We start from the raw sequence: 26998 nt of genomic DNA, 5'->3' as shown, positions 1-26998 counted from the left end.
ATGACCGCAGCCGGCGCCTTCACCGCCTCCCTGACACCGGCCGAGCGAGCCGCCTACGGCAGGCAGGCCCGCAAGCGGGCCTCGCGGTCGTGCCACGGCTGGTACGAGCCCGGACAGCGACGCCCCGATCCGGTCGGGCTCGTGGAGAGCCAGTCCGCCGAGCGCGTACCGGAACTGGTGCCGATCCGCTACGGCCGGATGCTGGAATCGCCGTTCCGCTTCTACCGCGGCGCAGCGGGGATCATGGCGGCGGACCTGGCGCCGCTGCCCGGCAGCGGACTCCAGGTGCAGCTGTGCGGGGACGCCCATCCGCTGAACTTCCGGCTCCTGGCCTCGCCGGAGCGCCGCCTGGTCTTCGACATCAACGACTTCGACGAGACCCTGCCCGGACCGTTCGAGTGGGACGTCAAGCGTCTGGCCGCGGGGTTCGTGATCGCGGCGCGCGAGAACGGGTTCTCGGCCAAGGAGCAGAACGGCACCGTGCGGGCCTGCGTGGGGGCCTACCGGCGGCGCATGCGCGAGTTCGCCCGCATGCCCACCCTGGACATCTGGTACGCCCAGGACGACGCCGACCACGTGCGAGAGCTGCTGGCGACGGGGACGGGGGCGGGAGGCCGCCTCCGCGACGCTGCCGCGAAGGCCCGCACCCGGACCCACATGAGGGCGTTCGCCAAGCTCACCCGCCTCACGGCGGAGGGCCGGCGCATCACACCGGACCCACCGCTGATCACCCCGCTCGAAGACCTGCTGGCCGACCCGTCCGAGGCCGGCCGGGAGAAGGAGCTGCGGTCCCTCGTCGAGGGTTACGCGCGGACGCTGCCCGCCGAACGCCGGCACCTGCTGCGCCACTACCGGCTGGTGGACATGGCCCGCAAGGTGGTGGGCGTCGGCAGCGTCGGCACCCGCTGCTGGGTGCTCCTCCTGCTCGGCAGGGACGACGACGACCCCCTGCTGCTCCAGGCCAAGGAGGCCTCGGAGTCGGTACTGGCCGCCCACACCGGCGGTGAGCGCTACGACAACCAGGGCCGCCGCGTCGTGTCGGGGCAGCGCCTGATCCAGACCACCAGCGACATCTTCCTCGGCTGGACCCACGTCACGGGCCTGGACGGGCAGGGCCGGGACTTCTACGTGCGCCAGCTCTGGGACTGGAAGGGCATCGCGCGGCCGGAGACCATGGGTCCCGACCTGCTCTCGCTCTTCGGCCGCCTGTGCGGGGCCTGCCTGGCGCGGGCCCACGCCCGTTCCGGCGATCCCCTCGCGCTCGCCGCCTACCTGGGCGGCAGCGACCGTTTCGACCGCGCGCTCGCCGAGTTCGCCCAGTCGTACGCCGACCAGAACGAGCGGGACCACGAAGCCCTGAACGCCGCCTGCCGCTCGGGCCGGATCAAGGCGGAACGTCGCTGAGGGCGGGGTCGCTGCGGAGGTGTCGGAGAACCACTTGTCGCGTCGGGCAGGGGAAACCGGGTCCTCGGCGGCCCTACCGGATACCCGGGTGCTGGGCAGCCCTCTGTTGCCCGAGGGCCTGGTAGTGGTTCGCCAGGGCGTGGAACGCCTCCTTCGGTTCCCAGGGCATGTCGGGGTACCTGCGCGCGTCCGCCGGGTAGTCGCTGTGCTCGTCGAGGATCTTGACGATGCCGTAGGAGGCGAGGTCGGGATCCGGTCCGGACAGGCGGTGGGGGGTGCCGAAGCCGGCGAAGCTGAACCAGAAGACGGAGTCGACGCCTTCGTCCTCGAACACGGGCATGAGCTCGTCGAGACAGCGGACCTGCTCGCTCTCGTCGCGCACCAGGTCCGGCTTGGGGGTGACACCGTCCGGTTCCATGGCCACGTACCAGCCCGAGCCGCCGTAGTCACCCGCCCCGTGGAAGGTGCAGCAGCCGACCTCCATGATGGCGACCGGCTTGCCGTGGACGAACTCCTTACGCAGGTCGTCGCGGTAGGTGGCGGCGTTGCGCAGGCCCCGGAAGGCGTCCAGGCCGACGATGTCGAACAGGCTCCAGTCCACGCCGTCCAGGGGGCACGAGGCGTAACTGACCGGTCCGCCGAAGAGGGGGCGGACGGTGCGGACGGCCTCGCCGAGGAAGGCGTTGACCTTCTCGGGGAGGGGCCGGAGCGCGGCCTCGCGGTCGGGGCCGGCCAGGACCGGGATGCGCTCGTCGAAGGTGTCGCCGGGCAGGTATCCGCGGGCGAACAGGCTCAGTTCGCAGCCGGTGACAAGGACGACGTCGGCGCCGTCACGGCGTAGGCGCTCGGCTCGCTCGGCGCAGTCGGCGAAGTACGGAAGCATCTGTTCGTCGGTCATCTCGCACGGGAACGGCGAGAACCACACCTCCAGCCCGGCGGCCGCCGCATGCCGTGCGGTGGTCTCGATCCGCTCCGGGTCACCGCCCGTGATGCGGATCGCGGTGCAGTGCAGATCATCGGCGATGACCCGTACGTCCCGCGCGACGACGTCGGCGTCGAAGACGGGGCGGGAGGTGTCGCCGTTGGGAAAGGTGCCGGTGTCGTAATGAATGCCTCTGCCTCGCATGTCCTGCGCCTCCGATGACGATCCGTGTGTTGCCTACAGCGCGATCGTCGTGTCTCCAGCGGCGTCAGAGTCAAGCCGGGACGATGCCCAGCCGTTCGGAGCGGACGGGATCAAGCGCTCGCCGGGACGTGCGGCGGCACCGCACTACGACGCACCGGATACGGGACGTCACTGATCACCGGCTCCGACACGCGTTCTCACTCCGGGAGCTGCCGCATCTCGACGACACGCAGCCCCAGCGACTGGCAACGCGCGAGCAGACCGTACAGCTGCGCCTCGTCCACGACCCTGCCGAACAGAACGGTCTGGCCGGACATCACCACGTGTTCCAGTTCCGGGAACGCGTTGGCCAGCGTCTCCGACAGGTGTCCCTCGACTCGGATCTCGTAGCGCACGTGCGGTCCCTCCCACCGGACGGGCTCGGAACTCCTCCGCGCTCGGGCGCGGACGGCGCTCTCCACCTCCGATCATCCGTTTCGCGGCCCTCCGCGTCCTCACCCTGTACAGGTGACTCGCCGGCGCGGCCTCAGTGCGTCACCGCGATCTTGAAGACGACGATCAGCAGGCCGAGCAGTACGTTGACCGACGCGGTGGTGGCCATCAGCCGCCCCGAGGCACCCGCGCGGTGGGCCGCGGCGACGGACCAGCCCACCTGGCCGGCGACGGCGACGGACAGCGCCAGCCACAGGGCACCCTGGACGTCCAGCCCCAGCAAGGGACTCACGGCCACGGCCGCGGCCGGCGGTACGGCCGCCTTGACGATCGGCCACTCGTCCCGGCACACGTGCAGGATCTCCCGACGGTCCGGTGGGTTCCTGGCGAGCCGCGCGCCGAACAGCTCGGCGTGGACGTGGGCCAGCCAGAACACCAGGCCGGTGAGCAACAGCAGCAGCACCAGCTCGGCACGGGGGAACGATCCCAGGGCGCCCGCGCCGACCACGACGGAGGCCGCGAGCATGGAGCCGTAGACGCCGCCGGTGTAGTCGGCGTGCGCCCGCCGCTCGGTCCGCCGCTCCCGCCGGCCGGCGGCGCCTCCGGCTCCGCTCTCGGCTCCGGACATCCGCGTTCCCCTTCCCCGCTCAGCGCGTCGATCCGGTCGTCCCGGCGGGATCGGCGTCGGGCACGGGCTCGTCCGGACGGCCCGCCCGGGCGGCCGGCAGGTGCGAGGTGACCAGGAAGGTGACCAGCGCGACGCCGCCCGTGGCCAGGATCGCCGCCTTCAGCCCGTCCAGCTGGGCGGAGGCGTAGGAGTCGGTGACGGCGTCCACCTCGGGAGGTGGCAGTCCGGCCTGCTCGGCCGCGGTGCGCACCTGGTCGGTGGAGACGAAGGTGACGCCGGCCTCCAGGCGGATCCCGACCTGCTCGCGGGCCGCCGGGGACAGCCGCGGGTCGTCGGCGACCTGGCCGGTGAAGGCGTGGGCCAGCGCGCCGACCAGAATCGAGCCGATGAGCGCGGTGCCCAGCGCCGAGCCCAGGTTCTGGGCCGTGAACTGGAGCCCGCCGGCCTCGCTGCGCTCGTCCTCGGCCACGCCGGACTGGACGATGTTGCCGAGCTGCGACGCGAGGAGGCCGACGCCCACGCCGAGCACGGCCATCGCTCCCGCGAACTGCGCGTCGTCGATGACCGGGTCGATGGTGGCCAGCAGCCACACGACGGCGGCCACCAGGATCGCCAGGGCCAGCCGCACAACCCGGCGCGGTCCCACCCTCCGCCCCAGCGAGGATCCGCACAGGGAGGTCACCAGCATGGTGGCGGACACGGGAAGCAGCCGCAGCCCCGTCTGGAAGGCGTCGAAGCCCTGCACCACCTGGAGGTACAGCGGGATGGCGAAGAACAGCCCGAGGAGGATCAGGTTCTGGCTCAGCAGCGTCGTCAGACCGGCCCGCAGCACCGGCCTGCCCAGCAGGGCCAGGTGGACCAGCGGGTCGGCGCCGCGGCTCTCCCGCCGCCGCTCCCAGGACCGGAGGACGGCCAGCACGGCGATCCCGGCGCCCACGACGAACAGGGTGGGGGAGAAGCCGAGGACGGTGAAGGGCGGGTTGCGGGGCTGCACCCGGCCCCAGGTGCTGCTCTGCAGGACCCCGAGTACGCCCAGTCCCAGCCCGGCGGCGGACAGCACCGCGCCGACGCCGTCCAGCCGGGGACGCGGTCCGGCCGGGGCAGGCGTCGCGATCACCCTTCGGCACAGCAGCACGGCCACGACGACCAGGACCTCGCCGGCGAAGACCAGCCGCCAGGTGAGGTACGTCGTCATCCAGCCGCCGAGCAGTGGTCCGACCGCGATCCCGGCTCCGGCGAGCCCGCCGACGACCGCGTAGGCGACGGCCCGGTCCCGGCCGCGGTAGGACTCCGCGACCAGCGCCGCCATGGCCGGCAGCACCATGGCGGCTCCGAGCCCCTCGACGACGGACCAGCCCAGCGTGAGGACCCACAGCGTGGGCGCCACGGCGGTGACGGCCGACCCGACACCGTAGACGGCCAGCCCCGTGAGGAACATGCGGCGCCGCCCCACGATGTCGCCGAGCCGGCCGCCGATGAGCATGAAGGCGGCCATGACCAGTGCGTACAGGGTGATCACGGCCTGGATGGCGGTGACCTCCGTGTCGAAGTCCTCGACCAGCCGGCTGATCGACACGTTCATGACGGACGTGTCCAGGACCATCAGAAACTGGGCCGTGCCCAGGACCATCAAGGCCCGCCAGCGTTTCACGTCGTCCACCTCGCCGAGTCGGCGTTCCCGCGTCGCGGCGTACGTCCTTCCATCGGACCCGACGCGGGCGCCGGGTGCCTCACCCTCCACGGGGGAGGGCCACCGCCCGGGCGCGTTGTCACAGCAGGCCGAGGTCGCGAGCCCGGTGCACCGCCTCGTTGCGCCGGTTCACCGCCAGTTTGCGGTACGCGCTCTTGAGGTGGGTCTTCACCGTGTTGGCCGACACGCACAGATCGTCGGCGATCTCCTCCGTCGACATCATGCGGGCCAGCCGCCGCAGGACGTCACGCTCGCGTGCGCTCAGTTCCACCGCCACCAGGGGCTCGTGGCCCGGCTCGGGCCGTGGTCGATCACCCCGCCGCCGCGGTGGGCCGGTGACGAGCCAGCCCGCGGCCAGGTCGCGCGACGGGGCCGTGGCCAGCAGCGGCCCGATCCAGTCTCCTGCCTTGAGGAAGGGTCGCCGCAGCCGCTCGCGCCGGGCGTCGAGCAGCGCCCGTGCGACGAGCCCGCGGGCGGCGGCCGCGTTCCCCGACTCCAGGGCTGCCCGGGCCCTCACCAGTGCCGCCCCCACGCTCACCACGGGGCCGGCGCGTCCCTCGGCGCGAACGGTGTCGAGCAGGTCGACGGCATCCCGGGTGTGTCCCGCGGCGCTCCGGATCGCCGCGGCCTCCACCGCGCACACCGGCTGGTCGCCGGAGACGCCGTGGAGCGTCCGGACGGCCTCGTCCGGCCGTCCTTCGGCCAGAAGGGCGGCGGAGACGACGAGCGCCGCGTGGCTCTCGGCCCAGGGCGATGCCACGGCCGCGGCAACCACGGGCTCCGCGGCCCCGACGGCCGAGCCCACGTCGCCGCTGTCGAGAAGCAGGCGCGACGTGACGAGGGCCCGCCCCGCGGTCGGCACCGGATCGTGCTCCCGCGCCGGGAGCCGGGCCGTCTCGTCGAGCAGGGCCCGGGCCCGGTCCAGTTCATGGCGGTCCACGGCCACCGCGGCCAGGACCAGCCGGCCGAGGCCCGCTCCGGGAGGCCGGGGCAGACCCGCCCGCTCTCCCTCCGACACCGCGGCCAGGGCCCTGCGTTCCGCGCGGCCGAGCCAGCCGTTCAGGTAGTCGAGCAGCGCCAGGTGTCCCACGGAATCCGTACGGGGCAGGACCGTGGCCGCCCCGCCCGGGGTTCCGGCCACCCTCGTGAGGACGGCGCGCGCGTCGTCGAAACGCCCTTCCCAGAGACGCGTCGAGCCCACATGCGTCATCAGCAGCGCGGTCAGCTCCGGGTGCCTGTCCAGCAGTTCCGCCGGCAGTTCCCGCAGCAGCTCCTCGGCGACCGCGCAGGCCTGCTCGGCCCGTGGCGGACATCCGGTCAGCCGCGCGGCGAGCGCCTCGAGCAGCGTGCAGCTCAGCCGGGCCGGTCCCTGGCCGGGTGCGCTGTCGGACAACCGCTCCTCCGCGCGCCGCAGCCGCGTCAGCCCCTGGTCGAGGTCGCGCCGGGACAGCGCGCCGGCCGCCCGCACGAGGTCGCTCGCCGGGCTCCCGGCCCCGGACCCCATGCCGGCGAAGAGCTGCGTCAGGCCGTTCGCGTGCAGGCCCGTGAAGAGCTGGCCGATCGCGAGGTCGTCGACGAGCGCGCCGGCGGCGAGGTCCCAGTCGCCGCCGGCGGCGCCGTGCGCGAGCGTCTCCGGGAGGAAGCCGGCACCGCGCAGCCACCGCGCGGCCCGCCGGTGCAATTCCGGTTCGGCGCCCGGCATGCGTTCGCGCAGATGGGCCCGGAGGATCTCCCGGAAGAGCGGGTGCAGCCGGTACCAGGCGTGCCCGAGCCGCTCGATGAACGCGTTCTCCCGGTGCAGCCCAGCGAGGAGGGGTTCGGCGTCGGTCCGCAGGGTCAGGGCGTCGGCCAAGTCGGGACAGAAACGGTCCAGGATGCTGACCCGCAGCAGCAGGTCCTGCGTCTCCTCCGTCCTGCCCTTCAGGACCTCGGCCAGCAGGAAGTCCGCGACCGTGCTGTGGCCCGCCTCGAACTCCTTCAGATACCGCTCGGGGTCGGTGGTCTCCCGGGCCGCAAGCGCGGACAGGCGCAGCCCGGCGGCCCAGCCCCGGGTGCGCTCCACCAGGGCGGACGCGGCGTGTGCCGGGAGGTGCAGGCCGTGTCGCCCCAGCAGGACGCCGGCCTCCTCGGGAGTGAACGACAGCTCGGCGCCGCGGATCTCCGTCAGCTCTCCGGCGGCCCGGTAGCGGTGCAGCGGAAGCAGCGGTTCGGTGCGGGTGACGAGGACGAGACGCAGTCCCCGTCCGGCGTGGTGCAGTACGAACTCCAGCTCCTCGGCGACCTCGGGGGAGGTCATCCGGTCGTACTCGTCCAGCACCAGGACCACGGGACGGTCACGGGAGTCCAGCTCGGCGGCGAGCGAGGCCAGCAGCCCGCGCCCCACCCCGCCCGGGTCCGCGGGGGCTCCGACCACGCCGGCCGCCCGTGCCCCGCAGGCGTGCAGGGACTCGAAGACGTAGGCCCAGAAGACCCCGGGCCGTCGGTCTCCCGCCTCGACGGTGAGCCAGGCGACCGGTTCGCGCAGTCCGGAGGCCCAGTCGGCCGTGAGCAGGGTCTTGCCCGCCCCGGCCGCGCCGTTGACCAGGGTCAGCGGTGTGGTGAGCGCCCGGTCGAGATGCTCGACGAGCCGCTGCCGGCGCAGGAACGTGGCCGGCCGCGCGGGCACGGCGAACCGGGTACGCAGGAACGGATCGCCCGGGGGACCGGCGTACGGGGAACCTGTTCCTCCGGAGTTGTCATCGGCTTCGGCCACGGTGTCCACCACCCCGTCCGCCCTCGCCACGTCACGGGTGGCGCCCTGCCTCCATCTTCCCAGCACTCCCTTCCCGGCGCGCGCCGCACCGGCCCACGCCGCCGGGGGCGGTGTCTACTCCGTGGGGTAGATGTCCCCGCTGCGCATGCCGCTCTCCTGCTCGCAACGGGACTCCAGCGAGCGCGACTCCTCGCGAAGACGGGCACGCTGCTGCGGATCGCCGGCCCGCTCCGCGGCGGCGGCCAGGTTCCTGGCCTTCTCCCGCATCAGCCGGAGCCGTTCGCGCGTTTCGTCGGAGCTCATGGTCGGTCACCTCGTGAGTGGGAAACTCCAGGACGAGCGCGGTCGGGGTGCCGCGCAGCGGTACGCCCCGGGCGCCGTACCTCCCAGGGTGCGCCGGTGACGTCGCACGCGCAGCCCGGGGCGGCCGCTGGCGTCCACTCCACCACGCCGTCCACCGGTTCCGCGCTGAGGCTCCCCGCGGCACGCTGAGCCGCGCAACCGGCCCGGCACAGCGGCACCCTCCTTGAGACGCGGACCCCCGCCCGCGCTGGGAGTGGCCAATCCTGTGCCGTGCCACGGGTGCCGTGTCCGTAGGCGGCGGGCTGCCGGACAACTTTTCGCCGGGTCAAGGAAGTTGGGAGGCATGACCCGGCAGGGACGGGCAATCCGAAAGGAACCGAAGGCATAAAAGAAGCCAACCGCGACAGTTTGGGAGATACCGATGTCGTCCTACAGCCGAACGAGCGCGCACAACACGAGCCGGACGAGCGGCCTGGCGATCGCGGGACTGGTCTGCGGCATCGTCGGCCTGTTCGCCCTGCCGATCGTCCTCGGTCCGCTGGCCATCATCTTCGGTGCCGTGGCCCTGCGGCAGACCGGTTCCACGATGGCCAAGTGGGCCATCGGGCTCGGTGTGGTCGACATCGTCCTCATGATCGTGATGTTCGCCGTCGCGGCGAACAACGGCGGCAGCTTCACGTGGCAGGTCGGCTGACCCGCGCCCTCCCGCCGCGCCCGCCCCGCGCCGCTTCGGTGGCCGGGGCGGGCGGCGCTGTGTGCGGGAATGCAGGCGCGGCCGTGAGTGTTGTCGCAGGTGTGGCTGTGAAGGGAACTGTGACCCCGGGCCTCATCTCATACCTGCGGGGACGATCGTTCGGCTGAAGCCCCGCAGTGCTCTACGCCGCGGAGGCGACCGCCCTTCACAGCCACCCTCCCGCCCCGCGGCCCGGTCAGGCGGTAGGCGCGGCGAGTTCCGCGTCGGCGCGCTCCTTGACCAGGGCGAGGACGCGACCGGCTGCCGCCAGGTCCTCGGCCGGTATACCGCCCCAGATGCGGGCGCTGACGGGGGCGGTCTCGGCGCCGACGGCGGCCGTCAGTTCACGCCCCGCGTCCGTGGGGAGCAGGTGTGTGCCGTCGGCGACGAGGAGCTGCTTGGCCAGCAGTTCGTCGAGGGTGGCGCGGATGGCGGCCGGATCGGCCTTGAGTGAGTCGCGGACCCCGGCGACGAGATCGTCCGGTGTCCGCGGGGCGTCGGCGGTGAGGGCGGCGCGCAGGGTGATCTGCTGCTGGAACGTGATGCCGTGCCGGGCCAGGACATGCTCCAGGACGCCCCGGGCGGCGTAGTGGGCCAGGGCCAGGGAGCGGGCGTCGGCGGCGGTCGAAGCGGAGGTGGTCATGGTGTCCCCTGAGTGCTCTCGTCGTTCGGTGCGGAAGGTGCGAGAGGTGCGTCGAGCAGGGTTCTCAGCTCGTCGGTGAACGCGCGCGTCCGTGCGGACCCGAGGCCGCCGAGCGGCTCCAGAAGCTGCTGGAGCAACTCCTGGACCACCTCGACGGCCCGCCGCGTGACGACCTGCCCCTCCTCGGTGAGGGCGAGCTGCACGGCGCGCGGATCGCGGGGATCGCGGGCGCGCTCGATCAGGCCGGCCGACTCCAGGGCCCGCGCCAGCTTGGAGACGTACAGGGCCTCCAGGCCGGTGTGGTCGGCGAGCCGGCGCTGACTGGGCCTCTCACCGGTGCGCTGCATGCCGTGCAGTGACGCGACCACCGAGTACTGCGCGTGCGTGAGACCCAGTGGGGCCAGCGCGCGATCGACCGCGACGCGCCACTTGTTGGCGAGCCGCCAGACCAGAAAGCCGGGGGTGGGCCCCGGTGAACCCTCGCTCATGGCAATAGAGTACATGGACACTATAGCCATGGCTACTAATTACGTTGTCCCGTCGGCAGACGGCTCCCTCCAGCACGTGGGAGCGGGGCGTACAGGGCCGACCGGCCCTGGTCGCGGAATCCGGATGCGAGCCAGACTGGTACTCGCGTCCGTACTCACGCCGAGGAGAGCCGATGGTGGACAGCGAGCGAGCCGGCGGGACGACCTCGACCAGGGTCTTCCTGCTGGACGACCACGAGGTGGTCCGGCGCGGAGTGCACGACCTCCTGGACGACGAACCGGACATCACCGTGGTCGGAGAGGGAGCCACCGTCGAACAGGCTCTCGTGCGGATACCCGCTCTGCGGCCGGACGTGGCGGTGCTGGACGTCCGCCTGCCGGACGGCGACGGGGTGACCGTGTGCCGCGAGCTGCGTTCGCGACTGCCGGACCTGGCCTGTCTCATGCTGACGTCGTTCGACGACGAGGAGGCGCTGCTCGACTCGATCATGGCAGGGGCCTCGGGGTACGTGCTGAAACAGATCGGGGGATCGGACCTCGTCTCGGCCGTGCGTACGGTGGCCCGCGGCCAGTCGCTGCTCGACCCCACCGCCACGGCCAAACTGATGGCCCGGTTGCGGGGAGGCAACGAGCCCGAGCGGGAGCCGGACGCCCTGCCCGGACTCACCGAGCGGGAGCGGGAGATCCTCGCCCTGATCGGGGAGGGACTCACCAACCGCGAGATCGGCCAGAGGCTCTACCTGGCCGAGAAGACGGTGAAGAACCACATCTCCCGCCTGCTCGCCAAACTGGGCGTGGAGCGCCGCATCCAGGCCGCCGTCATCGCCACTCAGGCCCAGAGCGGCATGCGGTCCACAACCCACTGACCGAGGACCGGCCGGAGCCGGACATCCACCTTCGCCCTGAGCCGTTACCGTGGCAGGAGAGCGGGAACGGTCGGGACTCCAGGGCCACGGAGGCGGAGCGGTGGGAAGCTCGGAACAAGCCCGTGAAGCGCGGGTGCGGCTGCCCCAGCTGAGGCTGGACGAGCTGCTGGGGGAGCTCCAGGCCCGCCTGGACGCCGCCCGTGGCACGCGGGACCGTGTGCACAGTCTCCTGGAGGCGGTGCTCTCCGTCGGGCGGGACCTGGAGCTCGAACAGGTGCTGCGCACCATCGTCGAGGCCGCGGCGAGCCTGGTCGACGCCGAGTACGCCGCACTCGGCGTGATCGGCCCCGACGGGCAGCGGCTGTCCGCCTTCCACACCGTGGGCGTCGACGAGGAGCAGATGGCGGACATCGGCCACTTCCCGGAGGGGCACGGCATTCTCGGCGAGCTGATCCGGAATCCCGAGCCACTGCGGCTGGTGAAGCTGTCCGAGCATGCGGCGTCGTACGGATTCCCGGCCCATCACCCGCCCATGAACACCTTCCTGGGAGTGCCCATCCGGGTGCGCGGCCAGGTCTTCGGCAACCTGTACCTGACCGAGAAGCGCGACGGACTGCAGTTCGACGAGGACGACGAGTCCGTGCTGTCGACGCTGGCCGTGGCGGCCGGTGTGGCGATCGACAACGCGCGGCTGTACGAGGAGTCCCGGCTGCGCGAGCGGTGGCTCCAGGTGAACGCCGAGATCACGCACACGCTGATGTCCGGCGCCGACCAGGGCGACGTGCTGGGACTGATCGCCGAGCGGAGCCGGGAGATCACCGCCGCGGCGCTGGGCATGGTGGCCATTCCGGTACGCGGCACCGACTCGCTGACGGTCGAACTGGCCATCGGGACCGGGGCCGAGGTACTGCGGGGGATGGTCCTGCCCGTCGAGGGCAGCCTGGTCGGCCAGGCCTTCGCCTGCGGCATGCCGGTGAGCAGCCCGGACGTGTCCCGGGACAGACGCATCTCGGCCGGACCACGGCGCTTCGACGGCCTCGGCCCAGCGGTCACCGTTCCCATCGGCTCGGGCGGAGACGTGCGGGGCGTGGTCCTGCTGGCCCGGGGGACCGGCAGCGAGGAGTTCAGCGCACAGGAGACGGAGTCGTTGCAGGTCTTCGCCGCTCAGGCGGCCGTCGCGATGGAGCTGGCGGACCGTCGTCGCGACGTCGAGCAGATCGCCCTGCTGGAGGACCGCGACCGGATCGCCCGCGATCTCCACGACCTCGCGATCCAGCGCCTGTTCGCCACGGCGATGACCCTGCAGAGCGCCGGCCGGTTCATCGAGCACGGGACGGCCAAGGAACGCGTACTGCGTGCCGTGGGCGATCTGGACGAGACCATCAAGATCATTAGATCGACGATCTTCGGCCTGCGTTCCCGCGACGACGGCACGACTCCCGGCCTGCGCGCGCGGGTGGTGCGGGCGGTCGGTGAGGCCGCGCCGCTCCTGGGCTTCGCGCCCGGTGTCCGCATGGAGGGTCTGCTCGACACGTACGTGTCCAAGGAGACCGCGGACCACATCATGGCGGTGCTCTCCGAGTCGCTCACCAATGTAGCCCGCCACGCACGCGCCGAACGTGCCGACGTGGTGCTCGAGACCGACGGCAAGCTCGTGCGGGTCGTGGTCAGTGACGACGGAGTCGGCCTCGCGCCCGGAGGACGCCGCAGCGGCCTGCGCAACATGCGGGAACGCGCGCGGACGCTGGGCGGGGACCTCGAACTCGGCAGCCGGGAGGGCGGAGGCACCCGCCTGGTCTGGTGGGTGCCGGTAGGCCGGTCGGAGCGGTGACGGAACGGTGAGGGGCGGGGGCCGGCCGGCCTCTTCCGCGACCCCGGCGGACCGGCCTCGCCGAGGAGGTCGGGCCCCTTGAGGGGCCAACCGGCCCAAGCGCGCCGTCGTCGCTCCCGACAGGCTGGAATCCGTGGACATCCGCCACCGTGCCGGCCTGCGCGGATCAGCGCCAAGGCGGGCCGGCGGCGCTTCCCGAACACCTCCGGACAGCCGCGAGAGGGTGAGCAACGAGATGAAGGGTTACGTGTTCCACGGCCCTGGGAGCTCCGCCTGGGAAGAAGTACCCGACCCGGAGATCGACGAGCCCACGGACGCGGTCGTCAGAGTCGACGCCGTCACGATCTGCGGGACCGACCTGCACATCCTCAAGGGTGATGTCCCCGAGGTCCGCCCGGGCACCGTCCTCGGACACGAGGCGGTCGGCGAGATCGTCGAAGTGGGCGGCGACGTACGTACCGTACGTCCGGGGGACCGGGTGCTGGTGTCCTGCATCACCGCCTGCGGCAGGTGCCGGTACTGCAGGGAGGGCGCGTACGGTCAGTGCCGGGGAGGCGGCGGCTGGATCCTCGGGCACCTGATCGACGGGGCGCAGGCGGAGTATGTCCGCGTCCCGCACGCCGATCTCTCCGTGCACCCCCTGCCCGGCGCGGTGACCAACGAGGACGCCGTGATGCTCGCCGACATCTTCCCGACGGCCTACGAGGTGGGGGTGCTCAAGGGACGCGTACGCCCCGGAGACACGGTCGTCGTGGTGGGCGCCGGTCCCATCGGACTGGCCGCCATCGCCACCGCCCGCCTGTTCGCACCCGAGCGTGTCATCGCCGTGGACGTGGCGGCGTCCCGGCTGGAGGCCGCCAGGAAGCTCGGCGCGGAGGTCGTGGCCGACGCCCGGGAGGGTCCCGAGCAACTGGTCGAGGATCTCACCGACGGCCTCGGCGCGGACGTCGTCGTGGAGGCGGTCGGGGTGCCGGAGACCTTCGAGACGTGCACGCGCATGGTGCGCCCCGGAGGACACGTCGCCAACATCGGCGTGCACGGCAAGCCGGTGACACTGCACCTGGAAGACCTGTGGATCAAGAACGTCACCATCACGACAGGTCTCGTCGACACCCACTCCACACCCACGCTGCTGCGCATGGCCACGGCCGGCCGGCTGCCCCTCACCCAGCTGATGACGCACACCTTCCCGCTCGACCGCATGGAGGAGGCGTACGACGTCTTCTCACGTGCCGCCGACACCGGGGCGCTCAAGGTCGTGCTGGGCGGGCCCCGACGGGACGTGGTCACCGCGGACGCGGGCTGAGGCCGCCGCCCCCGGCCGCCGTTGGACCGGAGGGCGGAGGGCCGCCTTCGGACGCCTGAAGGACGACAGGCTCATGTACCGCAACGACGGATTCCGCGAACTGGATCTGGAGGAGTGCCGGCAGCGGCTGGCGCGGGCGGCCCTGGGCCGTATCGTCCACACGCGCGACGCCCTCCCGGCGGTTCTCCCGGTCAACTACCTCCTGGACCCGGACGGCGCCGTGCTGCTGCGCACGTCGGCGGCCTCGGAGCTGGTACGTGCCATCGACGGAGCCGTGGTCGCCTTCGAGGCCGACGAGGTCGACGTGGCGTCCCGCTCGGGCTGGAGCGTCGTCGTCACCGGACCCGCGTCCGTGGTGACCGACCGCACCGAACACGAACGCCTCGTGCGCACCGGCCTCCTCTCCTGGGTCGCCTGGCCCGTCGAGGTCTTCGTGCGCATCGAACCGGAACTCGTCACCGGCCGGGAACTCGTCGGCCGGTACCCCGCGGAATGATCCCGCTCCCGACGGCTCCCCCGGCACGAGGGCTGGTCGGCCGGGTACAGGGCCCGGGCGGCCCTGTACCGGGGCCGGCGCCGGAGGGACGGTGGAACCGGGGACGGAAAGCGTGCGGCGAGGGAGGCTGCCATGACGGACCCGGAGACCGGAGAAGCCGGTCGGACGCCGACGCCGGCGCGCCGTGCCGTACCGTCCGCCGTGCGGCCGGCCCCGCGGCACCGGCAGGACTTCATGGTGCGCTACCTGCAGGCCATGGCGTCCCACTCGTCCGGGACCACCGCCGAGGAGCCGTCACCGGAGGGCGGCCCGGACGCGGGCGGACCTCACGTCGCGCAACGGCCGACCCCGGACGTCGGCCTCCAGGTGTCCGACATCATGAAGCGGTCCTCCGCCGTGCCGACGGTCACGGTCGACACCCCGTACCTGGACATCGCGCGCACGATGGCGCGGCGGCAGGTGGGCGCCGTGCCGGTGACCGACGACGAGCGGCACGTCGTCGGCGTGGTGGCGGAGTCCGATCTGCTCGCCCGCGCCGCGGCCTTCGCCGGGGCGGAGAAGGACCGGGGGCTGCACGCCCTGCTGTTCCCCGGTCACGTCCGCGGCGACGAGGCCGCGACGGCCGCCGCGCTCATGACGGCGCCGGCGGTCACCGTCAGGCCGTGGACCACCGTGGTCGAGGCCGCGCGGCGGGCCGCCCGCTCCCGTGTCCGGCAGATCTTCGTCACCGATCACCACGACCGGCTGATCGGCGTCGTCAGCCGCAACGAACTGCTGCACGCCCTCGTGCGGGACGACACGGCCATCCACGACGAGATCGTCGCCCGCGTCCTGCGTGAGCTCGGCATTCCCGCCGCACAGGTGAGAGTGCGGGTACGCAACGGCACGGTCACCCTCACCGGTGCGCTGAAGTCGGAGCGCATCGCCGCCCTGACCGGTGCCGTGGAGCGCATCGCCGACGTCAACGAGGTGGAGGACCTGCTCACCGAAATCTGACGGGCGGCACCGGTGTCCCAGGGACGCCCGGACCCCGACGGGCCGCAGCCGGGCTCACCCCACTCACTCGTGCCGTTGCCGTGCGACGACGAGGGGACAGTGCGCGTGGTGCAGCAGGGCCTGGCTGACCGAGCCCAGGAGCAGGCCCGTGAAACCGCCCCGGCCCCGCGCGCCGACCACCAGCAGCTGGGCCTCCGCGCTCGCGTCGATGAGGGCACGGCGCACGGGGCCCACGACCGGCAGACGACGCACGGACACCTCCGGATACCGGTCGGCGAACCCGGCCAGCGCGGCGTCGATCACGTGCTCGGCGTGAACGCGCGGCTCTCTCTGTCCGCGCGTCACGAACGGCGGGTCGGCAGGCTCGTCGTAGGCGTCCGTGTGGCCCTCCCTGCTCACGTGCACCGCCAGCAGATCGGCGTGGCGCATGGACGCCTCGGCGAACGCGAAGCGCACCGCGCCCTCGGAGGCGGGTGCTTCGTCGACGGCCAGCAGCACGGGACCCGCCGGGTCGTCCCGGCCCCGGACGACGAGGACCGGGCAGCGGCCGTGGGCCGCCAGGTGTCCGGCGGTCGAGCCGAGCAGAAGGCTGCCGAAGGTACTCAGTCCGCGGTGGCCGACCACCACCAGGGATGCCGTGCGCGACGCGATCTCCAGCACCATCAACGGCTCGCCCACACTGACCTGGCGGGCCACCGTGACCTGCGGAGCCACTCGGCGCGCCAGTTCCTCGGCCTCGGCCAGGGTGCCGTCCACCAGCTCGCGGACCCCTGTCCCGCCGGGGTTCCAGGGCGGGCCGCCCGGAGGCACGTGCGGGACGGTCCAGCCGAAGGCGTGCACCAACTGGAGCTCCGCACCCCGGAGTCCGGCCTCGTGTGCCGCTGTCCTGACCGCTTGCCGGCTCGACGGGGAGCCGTCGACTCCCACCACCACCGACGGCGTCGGCGTCATGATCGTGCCCCTTCCTCCATGGTGGCCGCCCGCACGCTCACCGGTCCCGCCGGTGGGGCACCGTGATCACGGAACAGCGTGCGTGGTGCAGAACGCCCTGACTCACGGAGCCCAGCAGCATGCCGCGGAAGCCGCCGTGCCCACGGGTGCCCACGACCAGGCCGAGGGCGTGGGCCGATGCCTCGGCCAGTACCTGCACCGGGTGTCCCTTGACGACCTCGTGGTGCAGCTCCACCTCCGGATGGGCGGCGGCGCGCCCCGCCACCGTCTCGGCGAGGACCCGACGGCATTCCTCGAGCGCCGCGTGCTCGTCCAGGACCCCGAGCAGGGGGGTGTGCCACACGTACAGGGCACGCAGGTTCGCGCCGTGCAGTCCCGCCTCCTCGAAGGCGAAGTCGACGGCGGCCGCCGAATGAGGGCTGCCGTCGACACCGACCACGAGGTACGGCGGCTGTCGGGTGGCGTGGTCCGAAGGCTCACGCAGGACGACGACCGGGCAGCCGGCGCGGGCGGTCAGGGGCAGCGCGACCGCGGCGGAGGGAGCGGGATCCCCCGTTCCGGTCAGGTGCCGGGAACCGATCACCACCAGTTCGGCGTGCCGCGACTGCTCGGCCAGCACCCATGCCGGACGCCCCTCGGCCAGCACGACGGAGATCTCCGTGGCGGGCAGGCGGTCCTCGACGAAGGCGAGCGCCGTCCTGAGCACGTCGTCGCCCGTGACGTGCAGTTCCTCCGACCACTGCTCCCACGAAGGACGGCCGCCCTCGGGCCGGTATCCGGGGACCGGTTCACCCTGCGCGTACACCATGGTCAGGGGACGTCCCCGTAGCCGGGCCTCGTCGGCGGCCCAGGCGAGTGCCATGCGCTCGTCCGGATCTGGATCGACGCCGACGACGATCGGGGCGGGACTCGTACCGGTGCTCATGGTCGGCACCTCACTCCAGAGGGTTCGCCCGGCCGTGCCGGGAGGGTCATCCCCGTACGACTGCCACAGGGCTGTGTGCGTGATGGAGGACGGCCTGGCTGACCGAACCGAGCAGCAGCCCGGTGAAGCCCCCGCGACCCCGGGCGCCGACCACCGTGAGGCGGGCCGTGCGGCTCGCCTCGATCAGTGCCGGACGCGTCGGGCCGTGCACGGTCCTGCGTTCCACCTTGATGTCGGGATACAGGTCACTCGTGCCAGCCAGGGTCTCTGCCAGGAGCCGCTCCTCCTCTGCGGCCAGCACACCGGGCCCGTACGCGTAGGGCTCGGACGGATCCGCCGGCGGCGGCACGGGGGCGTTCCACGCCGTCCAGGCGTGCAGCGCCACGACGTGGGCACCCTGCGCCGCGGCCTCCTCGAAGGCGAACCGCAGGGCCGCCGATCCCGCGGGCGAACCGTCCAGGCCCAGGACGATCGGGCCGACCGGCGCCTCCGGTTCCCGGACGACCAGCACCGGGCACCGGGCGTGGGCGGCCAGCCCGGTCGCCGTGGACCCCGTCAGCGGTCCCGCGAACCCGTTCAGGCCGCGATGTCCCACGACGATCAGCTCGGCGGTCCGCGACTCGGCGGTCAGGACGCCGAGCGCCTCTCCGGGTCGGACCAGTCCCGACACGTCGACGCCGGGTGCCGTCGTCCGGGCCCTGAGCACCGCTTCCTCCACCACCGCGTCCGCCCCCTGGCGGAAGTGGTCCCTGACCGCCTTCGGCAGGGCGGTGTCCAGCGGAAGGCGCGCCGGCCTGGCCAGCGCGTGCACCACCCGGAGCGCGATCCTGCGCAGCGCGGCCTCACGGGCCGCCCACGCGACGGCGTCGAGGGCCGGAGTGGAACCGTCCGTGCCGACGACCATGAAGCCGCTCATCGCGTCTCCTCTCCGCACGTTCCGCTTCAGCTGGCTGCCCGCCCCCACTGGGAACCGATCTCCTGCCATTCGCTCTCCCAGGCGGCAAGGCGCCGCCGATCGAGCACCAACCGGGCTCCGCAGTACCCGGTGGCCGCCGCCGCGACGACGGCGAAGGACGAGGCGGCACCCATGAACGCGGCGTCCAGTCCGGCCTGGGCCGCGGTGGGCGGCGCGGCGGCCGGACGGTCCTGCCGGTCCGTCCACACCGTCACCCGCGAACCGGCCTTCAGCCCTTTGTCGACCGATGCCTTCCCCGAGTGCTGTGTCCCGTCGGAGGCCGTCCAGCGCACCGCGGTGTCGACACGGCCCCCCGTCGTCCCGCCGACCGGAGCACTTCCCGTGGCGTCCGTGACGAGCGTGGCCGTGACCGCGTGACGGTCCGCTCGCCGCTGTGCGGCCTCGTCCGCCCCGGCCTGGGCCCCGAGCACTCCGGCCACGGGACCGGCCACCGCGATCGCCAGCCACATCACCACCAGGAACCAGGCATCGAGCACGTCCTCACGGCGGCGCAACGGATTGCGGCGCCAACGCCACAGAGACCGCCGAGCGGTCCGGGCTCCACGCATCGTGCTCACCTCCGGCTGCCGTCTCCAGCCTGACGCCGGCCGGAGCGGGAGTGCAGGGGCCGTTCGGGCACCGCTCGCGACCCACCTGGGCCGGAAGGCCCTGATGAACCCGGGTGCACGGGGTGGGCGGCGGCTCCGTCCCCGGGGCGCCCGCCGCCCTTCGGGGCCCGCCCGCGACGAGAAGGGCCGTTCGGCAGGGCCCGCAGGGACCGTCAGCCGTCTGGTGGACGCGGCGCCGGCGCGTGACGCTGGACCGAGAGACCCGTCGACGGAGAGGGCACGGTCATGTACGCACACCTGGGCGACCGGCTGATCGTCGAAAGTCCGGCCGACGGTGTCGCCCGGCGGGACGGGGAGATCGTCGGTCTGCACCACGACGACGGAACGCCGCCGTACGACGTCCGCTGGTCCGACACGGGTGATGTCACGCTCGTGTTCCCGGGCCCGGACGCACATGTGCACCACGGCGGTCCGGAGGGACCGGCACCGGGCGGGGGTGCGCTGCCGGAGGCGTCTCACGGGAAGCCGGCGGAGCCCGCGGTGCGGACCGGGCAGGCCGGTGACATCGGACGGCGTCTTGCCGCTGCCCGGTGGCGCGAGGGCCTCGGCCTGGATGAGGTGGCCCGCCGCGCCGGCATGGCTCCGCAGTACCTCGCCTACCTGGAGACGCACACGGCCGATCCTGGGTTCGGTTCACTGGTGCGGCTGGCCGACGCGCTGGGCACCACGTACACCGAGCTGCAGGGAGGCGGCGCTGACCGCCCTACCGGCCAGGGCCGGGCGCTGCGCGACCCGCTGCTGCGGGACCTCGACGCGCAGGAGTGCCGCACCCTGCTCTCGACGCACGGCGTGGGACGGCTCGCGCTGACCACGCGGCAGGGCCCCGCGGTGCTCCCCGTCAACTACGAGGTGACGGACGGGACGATCGCCTTCCGCACCGCTCCCGGTTCGGCGGCCACCGAGGCGGTGGGCCAGGAGGTGGCCTTCGAGGTCGACCACATCGACGACGCGATGAGCCGGGGCTGGAGCGTCCTGGTCGTGGGCAGGGGGCGGGCCGTGACGGACCCCGAGACGGTGCGCGGGCTGGACGAGGCGGCGCACACCGAGCCCTGGGCCGGGGGAGGGCGTTCCATGTGGCTGGTCGTCGACATGGAGCGGGTGACCGGGCGGCGCATCGTTCCGGCCGGTGGCTCGTGAGCCCGTGGACCGAATGAACTCGTGACCGAGTGAGACCGAACGAGTGAGAGGTCAGTGCGCCGGATCCTGCTCCTGCCGGACGATCACGACGGGACAGGCCGCGTGCTGGGCGCAGCGCTGGCCCACGGATCCCAGCATCGCCCTGGCGAAGGCTCCCCGGCCCCGGCGTCCCACGACGAGGATGTCGGCTCCCTCCGAGGCGAGGACCAGGGCCTCCGAGGGGTCGCCTTCGACGAGTACCTCCGTCAGTCCCGGCGGCCGCTCCTCCGGGAAGACGGCGCCCAGCTCCTCCGCGAACCGCTCACGTGCCTGCTCCAGGTCGAAGTCCGGGTCGATGGCCGGCCCGGTGAAGCCCGTGGCGGACGGGGTGTCCCAGACGTGGATCGCCTCCACGACGCCGCCGACGGTCCGCGCGTAGCGGGCCGCCCAGCGCAGCGCCGCGTACGAGGACGGAGACCCGTCCACACCCACGACCACCCGTGGTACCGCCTCAGAGGGTTGCATGGTCACCTCGCATGAGTGTTGTCCGCTGTGTCCACGCTGCCCGGTGCCGTGCCGCCGCGCCAGCCGGCGGGTCGGCCACGCGGCCGGTCAGCCGGACGAGCCACGGGCGGAGGCGACCACGTCGGGGCTTTCGAGACGCCCGCGCAGGTCCGCGGTCAGTCCGGACAGCTTTTCGGACACCACGGCCCGGCACGGCTCGGGAGCACGGACGCGCAGCGCCTCGGCGGGAAGCGCGGCCAGGTCGGCCGTCAGGCGTGCGTGCGCCTGCGGCAGCGTGTCCGGCGGGTCGAGACGGCGCCCACCGCTCATCACCGTGCGCAGCAGTTGTTCCGAGCCGGCCGGCCCCGCCTCCTCCAGGAGGGCGATGACATCGCCGCCCCCCGGACGGCGGAACACCTGCTTGCGTCCCGGCAGCGTCTCCTTGGCGGACGACAGCTTCAGGACCGGGCGGCCGTCGTAGTCGACCAGCTTGTAGGCCGAGTCGAGGTAGGGGGCGTCGGCCGCGGTGCCCACGCGGGTGCCGACCGCGTACACGTCGATGGGGGCCCCGGAGCGGACCAGGGCGTCCACGGCGTACTCGTCGAGACCGCCGCTGACGACGATCCGCACGTCGGGCAGGCCGGCGGCGTCCAGGTCGGAGCGCACCAGGCGGGCCAGGGCACCCAGGTCGCCGCTGTCCAGCCGTACCGCACAGCCCGGCCCCCGGTCGAGGTCGCGCAGCACACGGGCCGCCGTGCGCGCACCCCGCACCGTGTCGTACGTGTCCACCAGAAGGGTGACGGGACCCGGGTGGGAACGGGCGAAGGCACGGAAGGCGGTCTCCTCGTCCGGGAACGCCTCGACGTACGAGTGCGCCATCGTGCCCGAGGCGGGCAGCCCCCAGCGGACCGCCGCCGCCACGTTGCTGGTGCCCGCGAAGCCCGTCAGGGCTCCCAGCCGGGCGGCCTGCAGACCGGCGCCGGGCCCGTGGGTGCGGCGGAGGGAGAAGTCGACCACCGGACGCCCTGCCGCGGCCAGAACGGACCGCACCGCCTTCGACGCGACGGCGGTCTGGTGCGAGACCTGGTTGAGGAGGAAGGTCTCCACGAGCTGGGCCTGCGCGATCGGCGCGGTGACCTCCAGCAGCGGCTCTCCAGCGAGGACCACCCGTCCCTCCGGCACCGCGCGGACCTCGCCGGTGAACCTCAGGCCGCGCAGAGCGGCCAGGGCAGCGGGCGGGCGGCCGAGCGCGGCGGCGAAGTCCTCCACGTCCGCGGGCGTGACGAGGTAGTCGCTCAGATGGTCGAGGGCCGGTTCGGCTCCTGCGCTCACCAGGAAGCCGCGTTCCGGCGGCAGGGCGCGCACGAAGAGGCTGAACGTCGCGGGCCGGTCCATGCCCTCGTGGAGGTAGGACAGCGCCATCGTCACCTCGTACAGGTCCGTGGTGGTCACATCCGACATGACGCTCACCTCGCCCGGTCCGGCGTGCGCCGGATCGGTTCCCAGCGTCGCCCGCCCCCGGCCCGGCGGGAAGGGCCGGCCGGCCGTCGGCACCGGGCCGCTCGGCCCATGCCTCGGCCGTCCCGGCGGCGGGATCCTGGTGTGCGACGGGGGCCGGCCACGCCCACCGGCCGGGACTCCCGTCGTCACCGGCCGGAAGCGCGAAGTCCTGGAGGACGTCATGGAACACCCCGAGACGTACCCGGGCCTGACGCAGCACTCGGACGCCCGGCGCACCCACCCTCACCGGCCGGGTCACGAGGAGGACCCCATGGCGCGGGCCGAACTCGACGCGAACACGGTGACCAGGCTGGTCGCCGACGCCACCGCCGCCCCGTCCATGCACAACGCCCAGCCGTGGCGCTTCCGCTTCGTGGCCGACGAGCGCCTCCTGCTGCTGCGCGCCGACCCGGAACGGAGCATGCCGCGGTCCGACCCCGGGAACCGGGCGCTGCACATCGGCTGCGGCGCGGCCCTGTTCAACCTGCGTGTCTCCGCCGTGCACGCCTCTCTGGTGCCGCGGACCCGCCTGCTGCCCGACCCGAACGACCCGCTCCTGCTGGCGGCCGTGCGTCTGGCCGATCCGACGCACGCTCCGCAGCAGAAGGACCTGTGGCGGTTGTACCCGGCCGTCCCGCAGCGCCGCACCAGCCGCCACCCGTTCTCCGAGGAGGACATCCCCGAGGGCGTCCGGCTCGCTCTTGAGGACGCGGCGGCCCGGGAGGAGGGGGTCCTGCTCTTCCCCGGACGCTGGCACACCGACACCGTTCTCGACCTGGTCCACGACGCGGAGAGCCGCGACCTGATGCACCCGGAGACCAACGAGGACCTGGTGCGTTGGACGAGGCTGGGCAGCGAGGCGGACACGGCCACCGACGGCGTCCCCGAGTACGCCTTCGGCCCGCGCAAGAAGGACGGCAAGGCCCCGGTGCGCGACTTCTCCGGACGCAGGCCGGTGGCCGACCGGGGCAGTACGGCCTTCGAGCGCACTCCGCACCTGGCCCTGCTCAGTACCCGCGGCGACGGCCCCGCCGACTGGCTGAGGGCCGGCCAGGCACTGGAGCGCGTCCTGCTGGAGGGCACCCTGGCCGGTCTGTCCACGTCGTTGACCTCGCACCCCCTGGAGGACCGGGGGCTGCGCCTGCTGGCCCGCGATCCGGGTTCGGGTGTCGGTCACGTGCAGATGGTGCTCCGTCTGGGGTACGGGCCGAAGGGGCCGGCCACACCCCGCCGGCCGGTGGGGGACGTACTCGCGTTCACCTGACGCGGGTCAGGAGTCGTCTCGGAGCGCGTCGCGCTGGATCTGGTGCGCGAGGGCACGGCGCACGGAGGCCGACGCGGGGGCGGTGACGTTCGCGGGGACGTCGAGACCGCGACTGATCGCGTCGTAGGCGTCCCGGTAGCCGCCGGGCATCTCCGCCCGGTGCAGCATCAGGTCCGCTTCGACGAGACGACGCAGCTCGTCGACGTTCTGAGGCGTGAACCGCTTCCTCCCCCGGGCGAGGGCGTGGACGTAGCGCGTGCAGCGGGCGGTGTCGTGGTTCTCCGAGATCTCCTCGGCGAGGCCCCAGAGGCGACCTTCGAGCCAGGGCACGTCCTGCTGGTCGAGCGAGAGCTTCGCCGGGGGCGCCGGGTCGCCCGTCCTGTGCTTCGCCACCTGCTTGGAGACGGCGGGCTGACTCATGTCGGTGAGCCGGGCGATCCTTTCCTGTGTCCAGCCGAGATCGGCGAGCAGCCCGATCATCTCGGCGCGCAGCCTGCGCATCTCCTCGCCCGCGCGAATGACCTCGTTCATGCCGGCGAGCATCCGTTCGGCCTGTTCCTCGGTCAACGTCCCGAGGTTTCCGGGTGTGTCCTCCACGTGCGTCACAGCTCGGTTATATACCCCCGTGGCGCCGCCGCCTATAACCGGGTTGTACAACTCGGTTATGGGTGGCAGGATCCGCGGCATGCCCACCTTCTCCGCACCCGACGGAACCCGGCTCGCCTACCGCGTGACCGGAGACGGCGACCCGCTGGTCTGCCTCCCGGGAGGTCCGATGGACTCCCGCTACCTCGGCGACCTGGGCGGCCTGTCCGCGCACCGCCGGCTGATCGTCCCGGATCTGCGCGGCACCGGCCGTTCCGCGATCCCCGAAGACACCTCGTCCTACCGCTGCGACCGCCTGGTCGACGACGTCGAGGCGCTCCGTGAACACCTCGCGCTCCCGCGGATGGACCTGCTCGGCCACTCCGCCGGCACGAACATCGCGACGCAGTACGCGGCCCGGTACCCGGCCCACGTCGGCAAGCTCGCCCTGATCGGCCCCAGTCCCCGGGCCGTGGGCATCACCATCAGCGGGGAGACGCGGCGCGAGCTGGCGAGGCTTCGTGCGGACGAACCGTGGTTCCCCGAGGCGTTCGCCGCTCTGGAGGCCGTCGCGGCGGGCACGGGCAGCGACTGGGAAGCCCTCGCCCCCTTCTTCTGGGGCCGCTGGGACGCCGCGGCACGGGCCCACCAGGCGTCCAGCCGGCCGGAGAACGAGGAGGCCGTCGCCCTCTTCGCGGCCGAGGGCGCCTTCAGCCCCGAGGCCACGCGTGCGGCGCTCGCCGGGTACGAGGCTCCCGTGCTGCTGCTCGCCGGAGAGTTCGACCTGAACAGCCCGCCCCGGTCGACGGCCGAGTTCGCGGCACTGTTCCCCGACGCCACGCTCGTGGTCCAGCCGGGAGCGGGCCACTACCCCTGGCTCGACGACGCCGGCCGGTTCGTGACGACCACCGAGGCGTTCCTGACCGGCTGACCCTCCCTTCGCGGCCGGATCGGGTGCGCGCCTGCCGGCGACTCCGCCGGGCCAGCCGCATCACCGGTCCGGCCGCACCGCGCGGGGGTGCCTGCCGTCCGACCGGACGCCCGCGAGCCCTGAACGGCCGCGCCGGGGCACTCCCCGCCGTCGGTGACGTCCGCATGCGTCACGCACGCGCATGCGGTACTCCTCGAAGGGAGAACGCACCATCTCGGCACAGCGGAGGCTGCCTGTGATGCCGTCCTGGTCGGCCGACGCGACCGCGGGAGCGGTGCCCCATGACTGAGCCGGGGCGCCACGAGGACCCCGTGCGCCCCCTGCACCCGCCCGTCTCCGCCGGCCGGCGTGACGGTGACGTACCGGAGCGTGCGGACGCCCGTGAGACGCACACCGCGATGCTCTTCTTCGCGGGAGACCGCGTGTACAAGCGCAAGAAGCCGGTGGACCTCGGCTTCCTGGACTACACCACGCCGGCGTCCCGCCGTGCGGCCTGCGAGCGCGAGATCGAGCTCAACCGGCGGTTCGCACCGGACGTGTACCTGGGGCTGGGCGAGCTCCGCACCCCGGGCGAGGAAGAGGCCGAGCCGCTCGTCGTGATGCGGCGCATGCCCGCCGGCCTGCGCCTCGCGCATCTGGTGCGGACCGGGGCTCCCGTCGACAGCGCCCTGCGGGCCGTGGCCAGACAACTCGCCGTATGGCACGCCGCCGCGCCCCGCGACCCCGTCATCGCCGAACAGGGCACGCGGGAGGCCCTGTCCTCGCGCTGGGAGGCCGGCTTCGCTCAGGTCGCCGCCCTGGCCGACGAGGGCCCGGCACTGGACGGCACGGCGGAGACCGAACGGCTGGTCCGCCGCTATCTGGCGGGCCGCAAGCCGTTGTTCGACGCTCGCATCGGGCAGGGGCGCGTGGTCGACGGGCACGGGGACCTGCTCGCCGACGACATCTTCTGCCTCGACGACGGACCGCGGATCCTCGACTGCCTCGAATTCGACGACCGTCTCCGCCATGTCGACGGCCTCGACGACGCCGCGTTCCTGGCCATGGACCTCGAACGACTCGGCGCCCCCGAGTCCGCGGCGTTCTTCCTGGCCCAGTACGGCGAATACTCCGGGGACCCCGCGCCGCCCTCCCTGTGGCACCACTACGTCGCCTACCGCGCCTTCGTCCGCGCCAAGGTCTCCCTGATCCAGGCCCGGCAGGGTGCGCCCGGCGCGCAGGCGGTGGCACAACGGCTCGCCGCCATGGCGCTGCGCCACCTGCGCACCTCCGTCGTCCGGCTGACGCTCGTCGCCGGACTGCCCGGCAGCGGAAAGTCCACGCTGTCCGGCGCGCTGGCCGACAGACTCGGCGCCGTACTGCTCAGCAGCGACCGCCTGCGCAAGGAAATGGCCGGGCTCCCCGCCGAGCAGCCCGCCGCCGCCGGCTACGGCGAGGGCCTGTACTCGCCCGAGTGGACGGCCAGGACCTACGCCGAGCTGCTCGACCGCGCAGGCGCCCTCCTGCTCCAGGGCGAGTCCGTGGTGCTGGACGCCACGTGGATCGACTCGGCCCAGCGCGAGAGAGCACTGCGGACGGCCGAACGCACCAGCGCCGACCTCGTGGCCCTGCACTGCCACGTTCCCGAGGAGACGGCGGCGGCCCGCCTGAGCACACGCGCCCCCGGCGCGTCCGATGCCGACCTCGGCGTGGCCGGCGACATGGCGGCCAGGGAACAGCCGTGGCCCGAGGCGGTCGCGGTCGACACCAGCGGCTCACTCGAGTCCGCGGTCGCACAGGCGTTGGCAGCCGTCCGGCCCTGGGGACCGGATCAGGCGAAGATCCTTCGCCGTCCCTACATGGAACCGGACTGAGGAACCGTCCGGCGCGCCGGACCATGCACCCGCCGCCCTGCCGGCCGCCACGCTGTTGTCCGACCGGCCCTGGCGGAGGGCCGGTCGTCCC

26 protein-coding genes are annotated in these 26998 nt (G+C 73.2%); 11 read left to right on the top strand and 15 right to left on the bottom strand.

Annotated elements, in window-relative coordinates:
- Window positions 1-1404 (top strand): DUF2252 domain-containing protein, encoded by a 1404-nt coding sequence (locus ACFWJB_RS08180; protein ID WP_386921022.1) that lies wholly within the window; start codon window positions 1-3, stop codon window positions 1402-1404.
- Window positions 1405-1477: 73 nt separating this feature from the next.
- Here ACFWJB_RS08180 and ACFWJB_RS08175 read toward each other — a convergent pair whose 3' ends face one another.
- The 6 genes from ACFWJB_RS08175 to ACFWJB_RS08150 form a co-directional block, all read right to left on the bottom strand.
- Window positions 1478-2530, bottom strand: a complete 1053-nt coding sequence (locus ACFWJB_RS08175; RefSeq protein ID WP_386921020.1) for a hypothetical protein — start codon at window positions 2528-2530, stop codon at window positions 1478-1480.
- A 197-nt stretch (window positions 2531-2727) separates the two neighbouring features.
- On the bottom strand, window positions 2728-2925 hold the full coding sequence (locus ACFWJB_RS08170) for a hypothetical protein (protein WP_385457304.1): 198 nt from the start codon (window positions 2923-2925) through the stop codon (window positions 2728-2730).
- Between the two features lie 131 nt (window positions 2926-3056).
- A complete protein-coding gene (locus ACFWJB_RS08165; RefSeq protein ID WP_386921018.1) occupies window positions 3057-3590 on the bottom strand; it encodes a hypothetical protein in 534 nt (177 codons plus the stop codon).
- A gap of 19 nt (window positions 3591-3609) precedes the next feature.
- Window positions 3610-5241, bottom strand: a complete 1632-nt coding sequence (locus tag ACFWJB_RS08160; RefSeq protein ID WP_386921016.1) for an MFS transporter — start codon at window positions 5239-5241, stop codon at window positions 3610-3612.
- A 118-nt stretch (window positions 5242-5359) separates the two neighbouring features.
- A complete protein-coding gene (locus tag ACFWJB_RS08155) occupies window positions 5360-8032 on the bottom strand; it encodes a LuxR C-terminal-related transcriptional regulator (protein WP_386921014.1) in 2673 nt (890 codons plus the stop codon).
- Window positions 8033-8146: 114 nt separating this feature from the next.
- Complete coding sequence (locus ACFWJB_RS08150) at window positions 8147-8335, bottom strand: DUF6381 family protein (RefSeq protein ID WP_386921012.1); 189 nt, start codon at window positions 8333-8335, stop codon at window positions 8147-8149.
- A gap of 421 nt (window positions 8336-8756) precedes the next feature.
- On the opposite strand from ACFWJB_RS08150, the gene ACFWJB_RS08145 reads away from it, so the two are divergent.
- Window positions 8757-9029, top strand: coding sequence for a DUF4190 domain-containing protein (locus tag ACFWJB_RS08145; RefSeq protein ID WP_385466376.1), 273 nt, complete (start codon window positions 8757-8759; stop codon window positions 9027-9029).
- Window positions 9030-9264: 235 nt separating this feature from the next.
- Here ACFWJB_RS08145 and ACFWJB_RS08140 read toward each other — a convergent pair whose 3' ends face one another.
- Window positions 9265-9711: a MarR family transcriptional regulator gene (locus tag ACFWJB_RS08140; protein WP_386921010.1), complete on the bottom strand. Its 447-nt coding sequence runs from the start codon at window positions 9709-9711 to the stop codon at window positions 9265-9267.
- Window positions 9708-10199: a MarR family winged helix-turn-helix transcriptional regulator gene (locus ACFWJB_RS08135; RefSeq protein WP_385466370.1), complete on the bottom strand. Its 492-nt coding sequence runs from the start codon at window positions 10197-10199 to the stop codon at window positions 9708-9710. Before ACFWJB_RS08135 ends, ACFWJB_RS08140 begins: the two co-directional genes overlap by 4 nt.
- Before the next feature lie 173 nt (window positions 10200-10372).
- Between ACFWJB_RS08135 and ACFWJB_RS08130 the strand changes: the two genes are divergently transcribed.
- The 5 genes from ACFWJB_RS08130 to ACFWJB_RS08110 all read left to right on the top strand — a co-directional run bounded on the left by ACFWJB_RS08130 (window position 10373) and on the right by ACFWJB_RS08110 (window position 15694).
- A complete protein-coding gene (locus tag ACFWJB_RS08130) occupies window positions 10373-11065 on the top strand; it encodes a response regulator (protein ID WP_386921008.1) in 693 nt (230 codons plus the stop codon).
- A gap of 100 nt (window positions 11066-11165) precedes the next feature.
- Window positions 11166-12896: a GAF domain-containing protein gene (locus ACFWJB_RS08125; protein ID WP_385466364.1), complete on the top strand. Its 1731-nt coding sequence runs from the start codon at window positions 11166-11168 to the stop codon at window positions 12894-12896.
- Window positions 12897-13131: 235 nt separating this feature from the next.
- Window positions 13132-14202 carry a zinc-dependent alcohol dehydrogenase family protein gene (locus tag ACFWJB_RS08120; protein ID WP_385466390.1) on the top strand — a complete coding sequence of 357 codons (1071 nt, stop codon included), beginning with the start codon at window positions 13132-13134 and terminating at the stop codon, window positions 14200-14202.
- A gap of 73 nt (window positions 14203-14275) precedes the next feature.
- A complete protein-coding gene (locus ACFWJB_RS08115) occupies window positions 14276-14698 on the top strand; it encodes a pyridoxamine 5'-phosphate oxidase family protein (RefSeq protein ID WP_385466361.1) in 423 nt (140 codons plus the stop codon).
- A gap of 132 nt (window positions 14699-14830) precedes the next feature.
- Entirely contained in the window at window positions 14831-15694 is an 864-nt protein-coding gene (locus ACFWJB_RS08110) for a CBS domain-containing protein (RefSeq protein WP_385466358.1), read from the top strand.
- Between the two features lie 63 nt (window positions 15695-15757).
- On the opposite strand, the gene ACFWJB_RS08105 is transcribed toward ACFWJB_RS08110, so the two are convergent.
- From ACFWJB_RS08105 to ACFWJB_RS08090, 4 genes are read right to left on the bottom strand one after another with little or no spacing between them, the layout of a single operon-like run.
- A complete protein-coding gene (locus ACFWJB_RS08105) occupies window positions 15758-16645 on the bottom strand; it encodes a universal stress protein (protein WP_385466355.1) in 888 nt (295 codons plus the stop codon).
- Window positions 16646-16682: 37 nt separating this feature from the next.
- A complete protein-coding gene (locus ACFWJB_RS08100) occupies window positions 16683-17570 on the bottom strand; it encodes a universal stress protein (RefSeq protein ID WP_386921006.1) in 888 nt (295 codons plus the stop codon).
- A gap of 46 nt (window positions 17571-17616) precedes the next feature.
- Window positions 17617-18486 (bottom strand): universal stress protein, encoded by an 870-nt coding sequence (locus tag ACFWJB_RS08095; RefSeq protein ID WP_386921004.1) that lies wholly within the window; start codon window positions 18484-18486, stop codon window positions 17617-17619.
- A gap of 26 nt (window positions 18487-18512) precedes the next feature.
- Window positions 18513-19022, bottom strand: coding sequence for a hypothetical protein (locus tag ACFWJB_RS08090; protein ID WP_386921002.1), 510 nt, complete (start codon window positions 19020-19022; stop codon window positions 18513-18515).
- Between the two features lie 357 nt (window positions 19023-19379).
- Between ACFWJB_RS08090 and ACFWJB_RS08085 the strand changes: the two genes are divergently transcribed.
- On the top strand, window positions 19380-20291 hold the full coding sequence (locus tag ACFWJB_RS08085; protein ID WP_386921000.1) for a pyridoxamine 5'-phosphate oxidase family protein: 912 nt from the start codon (window positions 19380-19382) through the stop codon (window positions 20289-20291).
- A gap of 51 nt (window positions 20292-20342) precedes the next feature.
- Here ACFWJB_RS08085 and ACFWJB_RS08080 read toward each other — a convergent pair whose 3' ends face one another.
- A complete protein-coding gene (locus tag ACFWJB_RS08080; RefSeq protein ID WP_385466340.1) occupies window positions 20343-20795 on the bottom strand; it encodes a universal stress protein in 453 nt (150 codons plus the stop codon).
- Between the two features lie 87 nt (window positions 20796-20882).
- Window positions 20883-22235, bottom strand: coding sequence for a nicotinate phosphoribosyltransferase (locus tag ACFWJB_RS08075; protein ID WP_386920998.1), 1353 nt, complete (start codon window positions 22233-22235; stop codon window positions 20883-20885).
- Window positions 22236-22545: 310 nt separating this feature from the next.
- Here ACFWJB_RS08075 and ACFWJB_RS08070 point away from each other — a divergent pair, with 310 nt between their 5' ends.
- Window positions 22546-23538: an Acg family FMN-binding oxidoreductase gene (locus ACFWJB_RS08070; RefSeq protein ID WP_385466387.1), complete on the top strand. Its 993-nt coding sequence runs from the start codon at window positions 22546-22548 to the stop codon at window positions 23536-23538.
- 6 nt (window positions 23539-23544) lie between these two features.
- On the opposite strand, the gene ACFWJB_RS08065 is transcribed toward ACFWJB_RS08070, so the two are convergent.
- The gene (locus ACFWJB_RS08065; protein WP_386920996.1) at window positions 23545-24105 is read right to left on the bottom strand and encodes a sigma-70 family RNA polymerase sigma factor; all 561 of its coding nucleotides are present in this window, start codon (window positions 24103-24105) and stop codon (window positions 23545-23547) included.
- Window positions 24106-24223: 118 nt separating this feature from the next.
- Between ACFWJB_RS08065 and ACFWJB_RS08060 the strand changes: the two genes are divergently transcribed.
- Together ACFWJB_RS08060 and ACFWJB_RS08055 are read left to right on the top strand one after the other, a co-directional pair.
- Window positions 24224-25054 (top strand): alpha/beta fold hydrolase, encoded by an 831-nt coding sequence (locus ACFWJB_RS08060; protein WP_385466331.1) that lies wholly within the window; start codon window positions 24224-24226, stop codon window positions 25052-25054.
- Between the two features lie 281 nt (window positions 25055-25335).
- Window positions 25336-26907: an AAA family ATPase gene (locus ACFWJB_RS08055; RefSeq protein WP_385466328.1), complete on the top strand. Its 1572-nt coding sequence runs from the start codon at window positions 25336-25338 to the stop codon at window positions 26905-26907.
- Window positions 26908-26998: the final 91 nt, after the last annotated feature.

The organism is Streptomyces sp. NPDC127100 (assembly GCF_042724095.1).
In the GTDB taxonomy this organism is placed as follows: domain Bacteria; phylum Actinomycetota; class Actinomycetes; order Streptomycetales; family Streptomycetaceae; genus Streptomyces.
The sequence above is the reverse complement of the archived record's forward strand: the minus strand, read 5'-3'. Positions and strand labels throughout refer to the sequence as shown.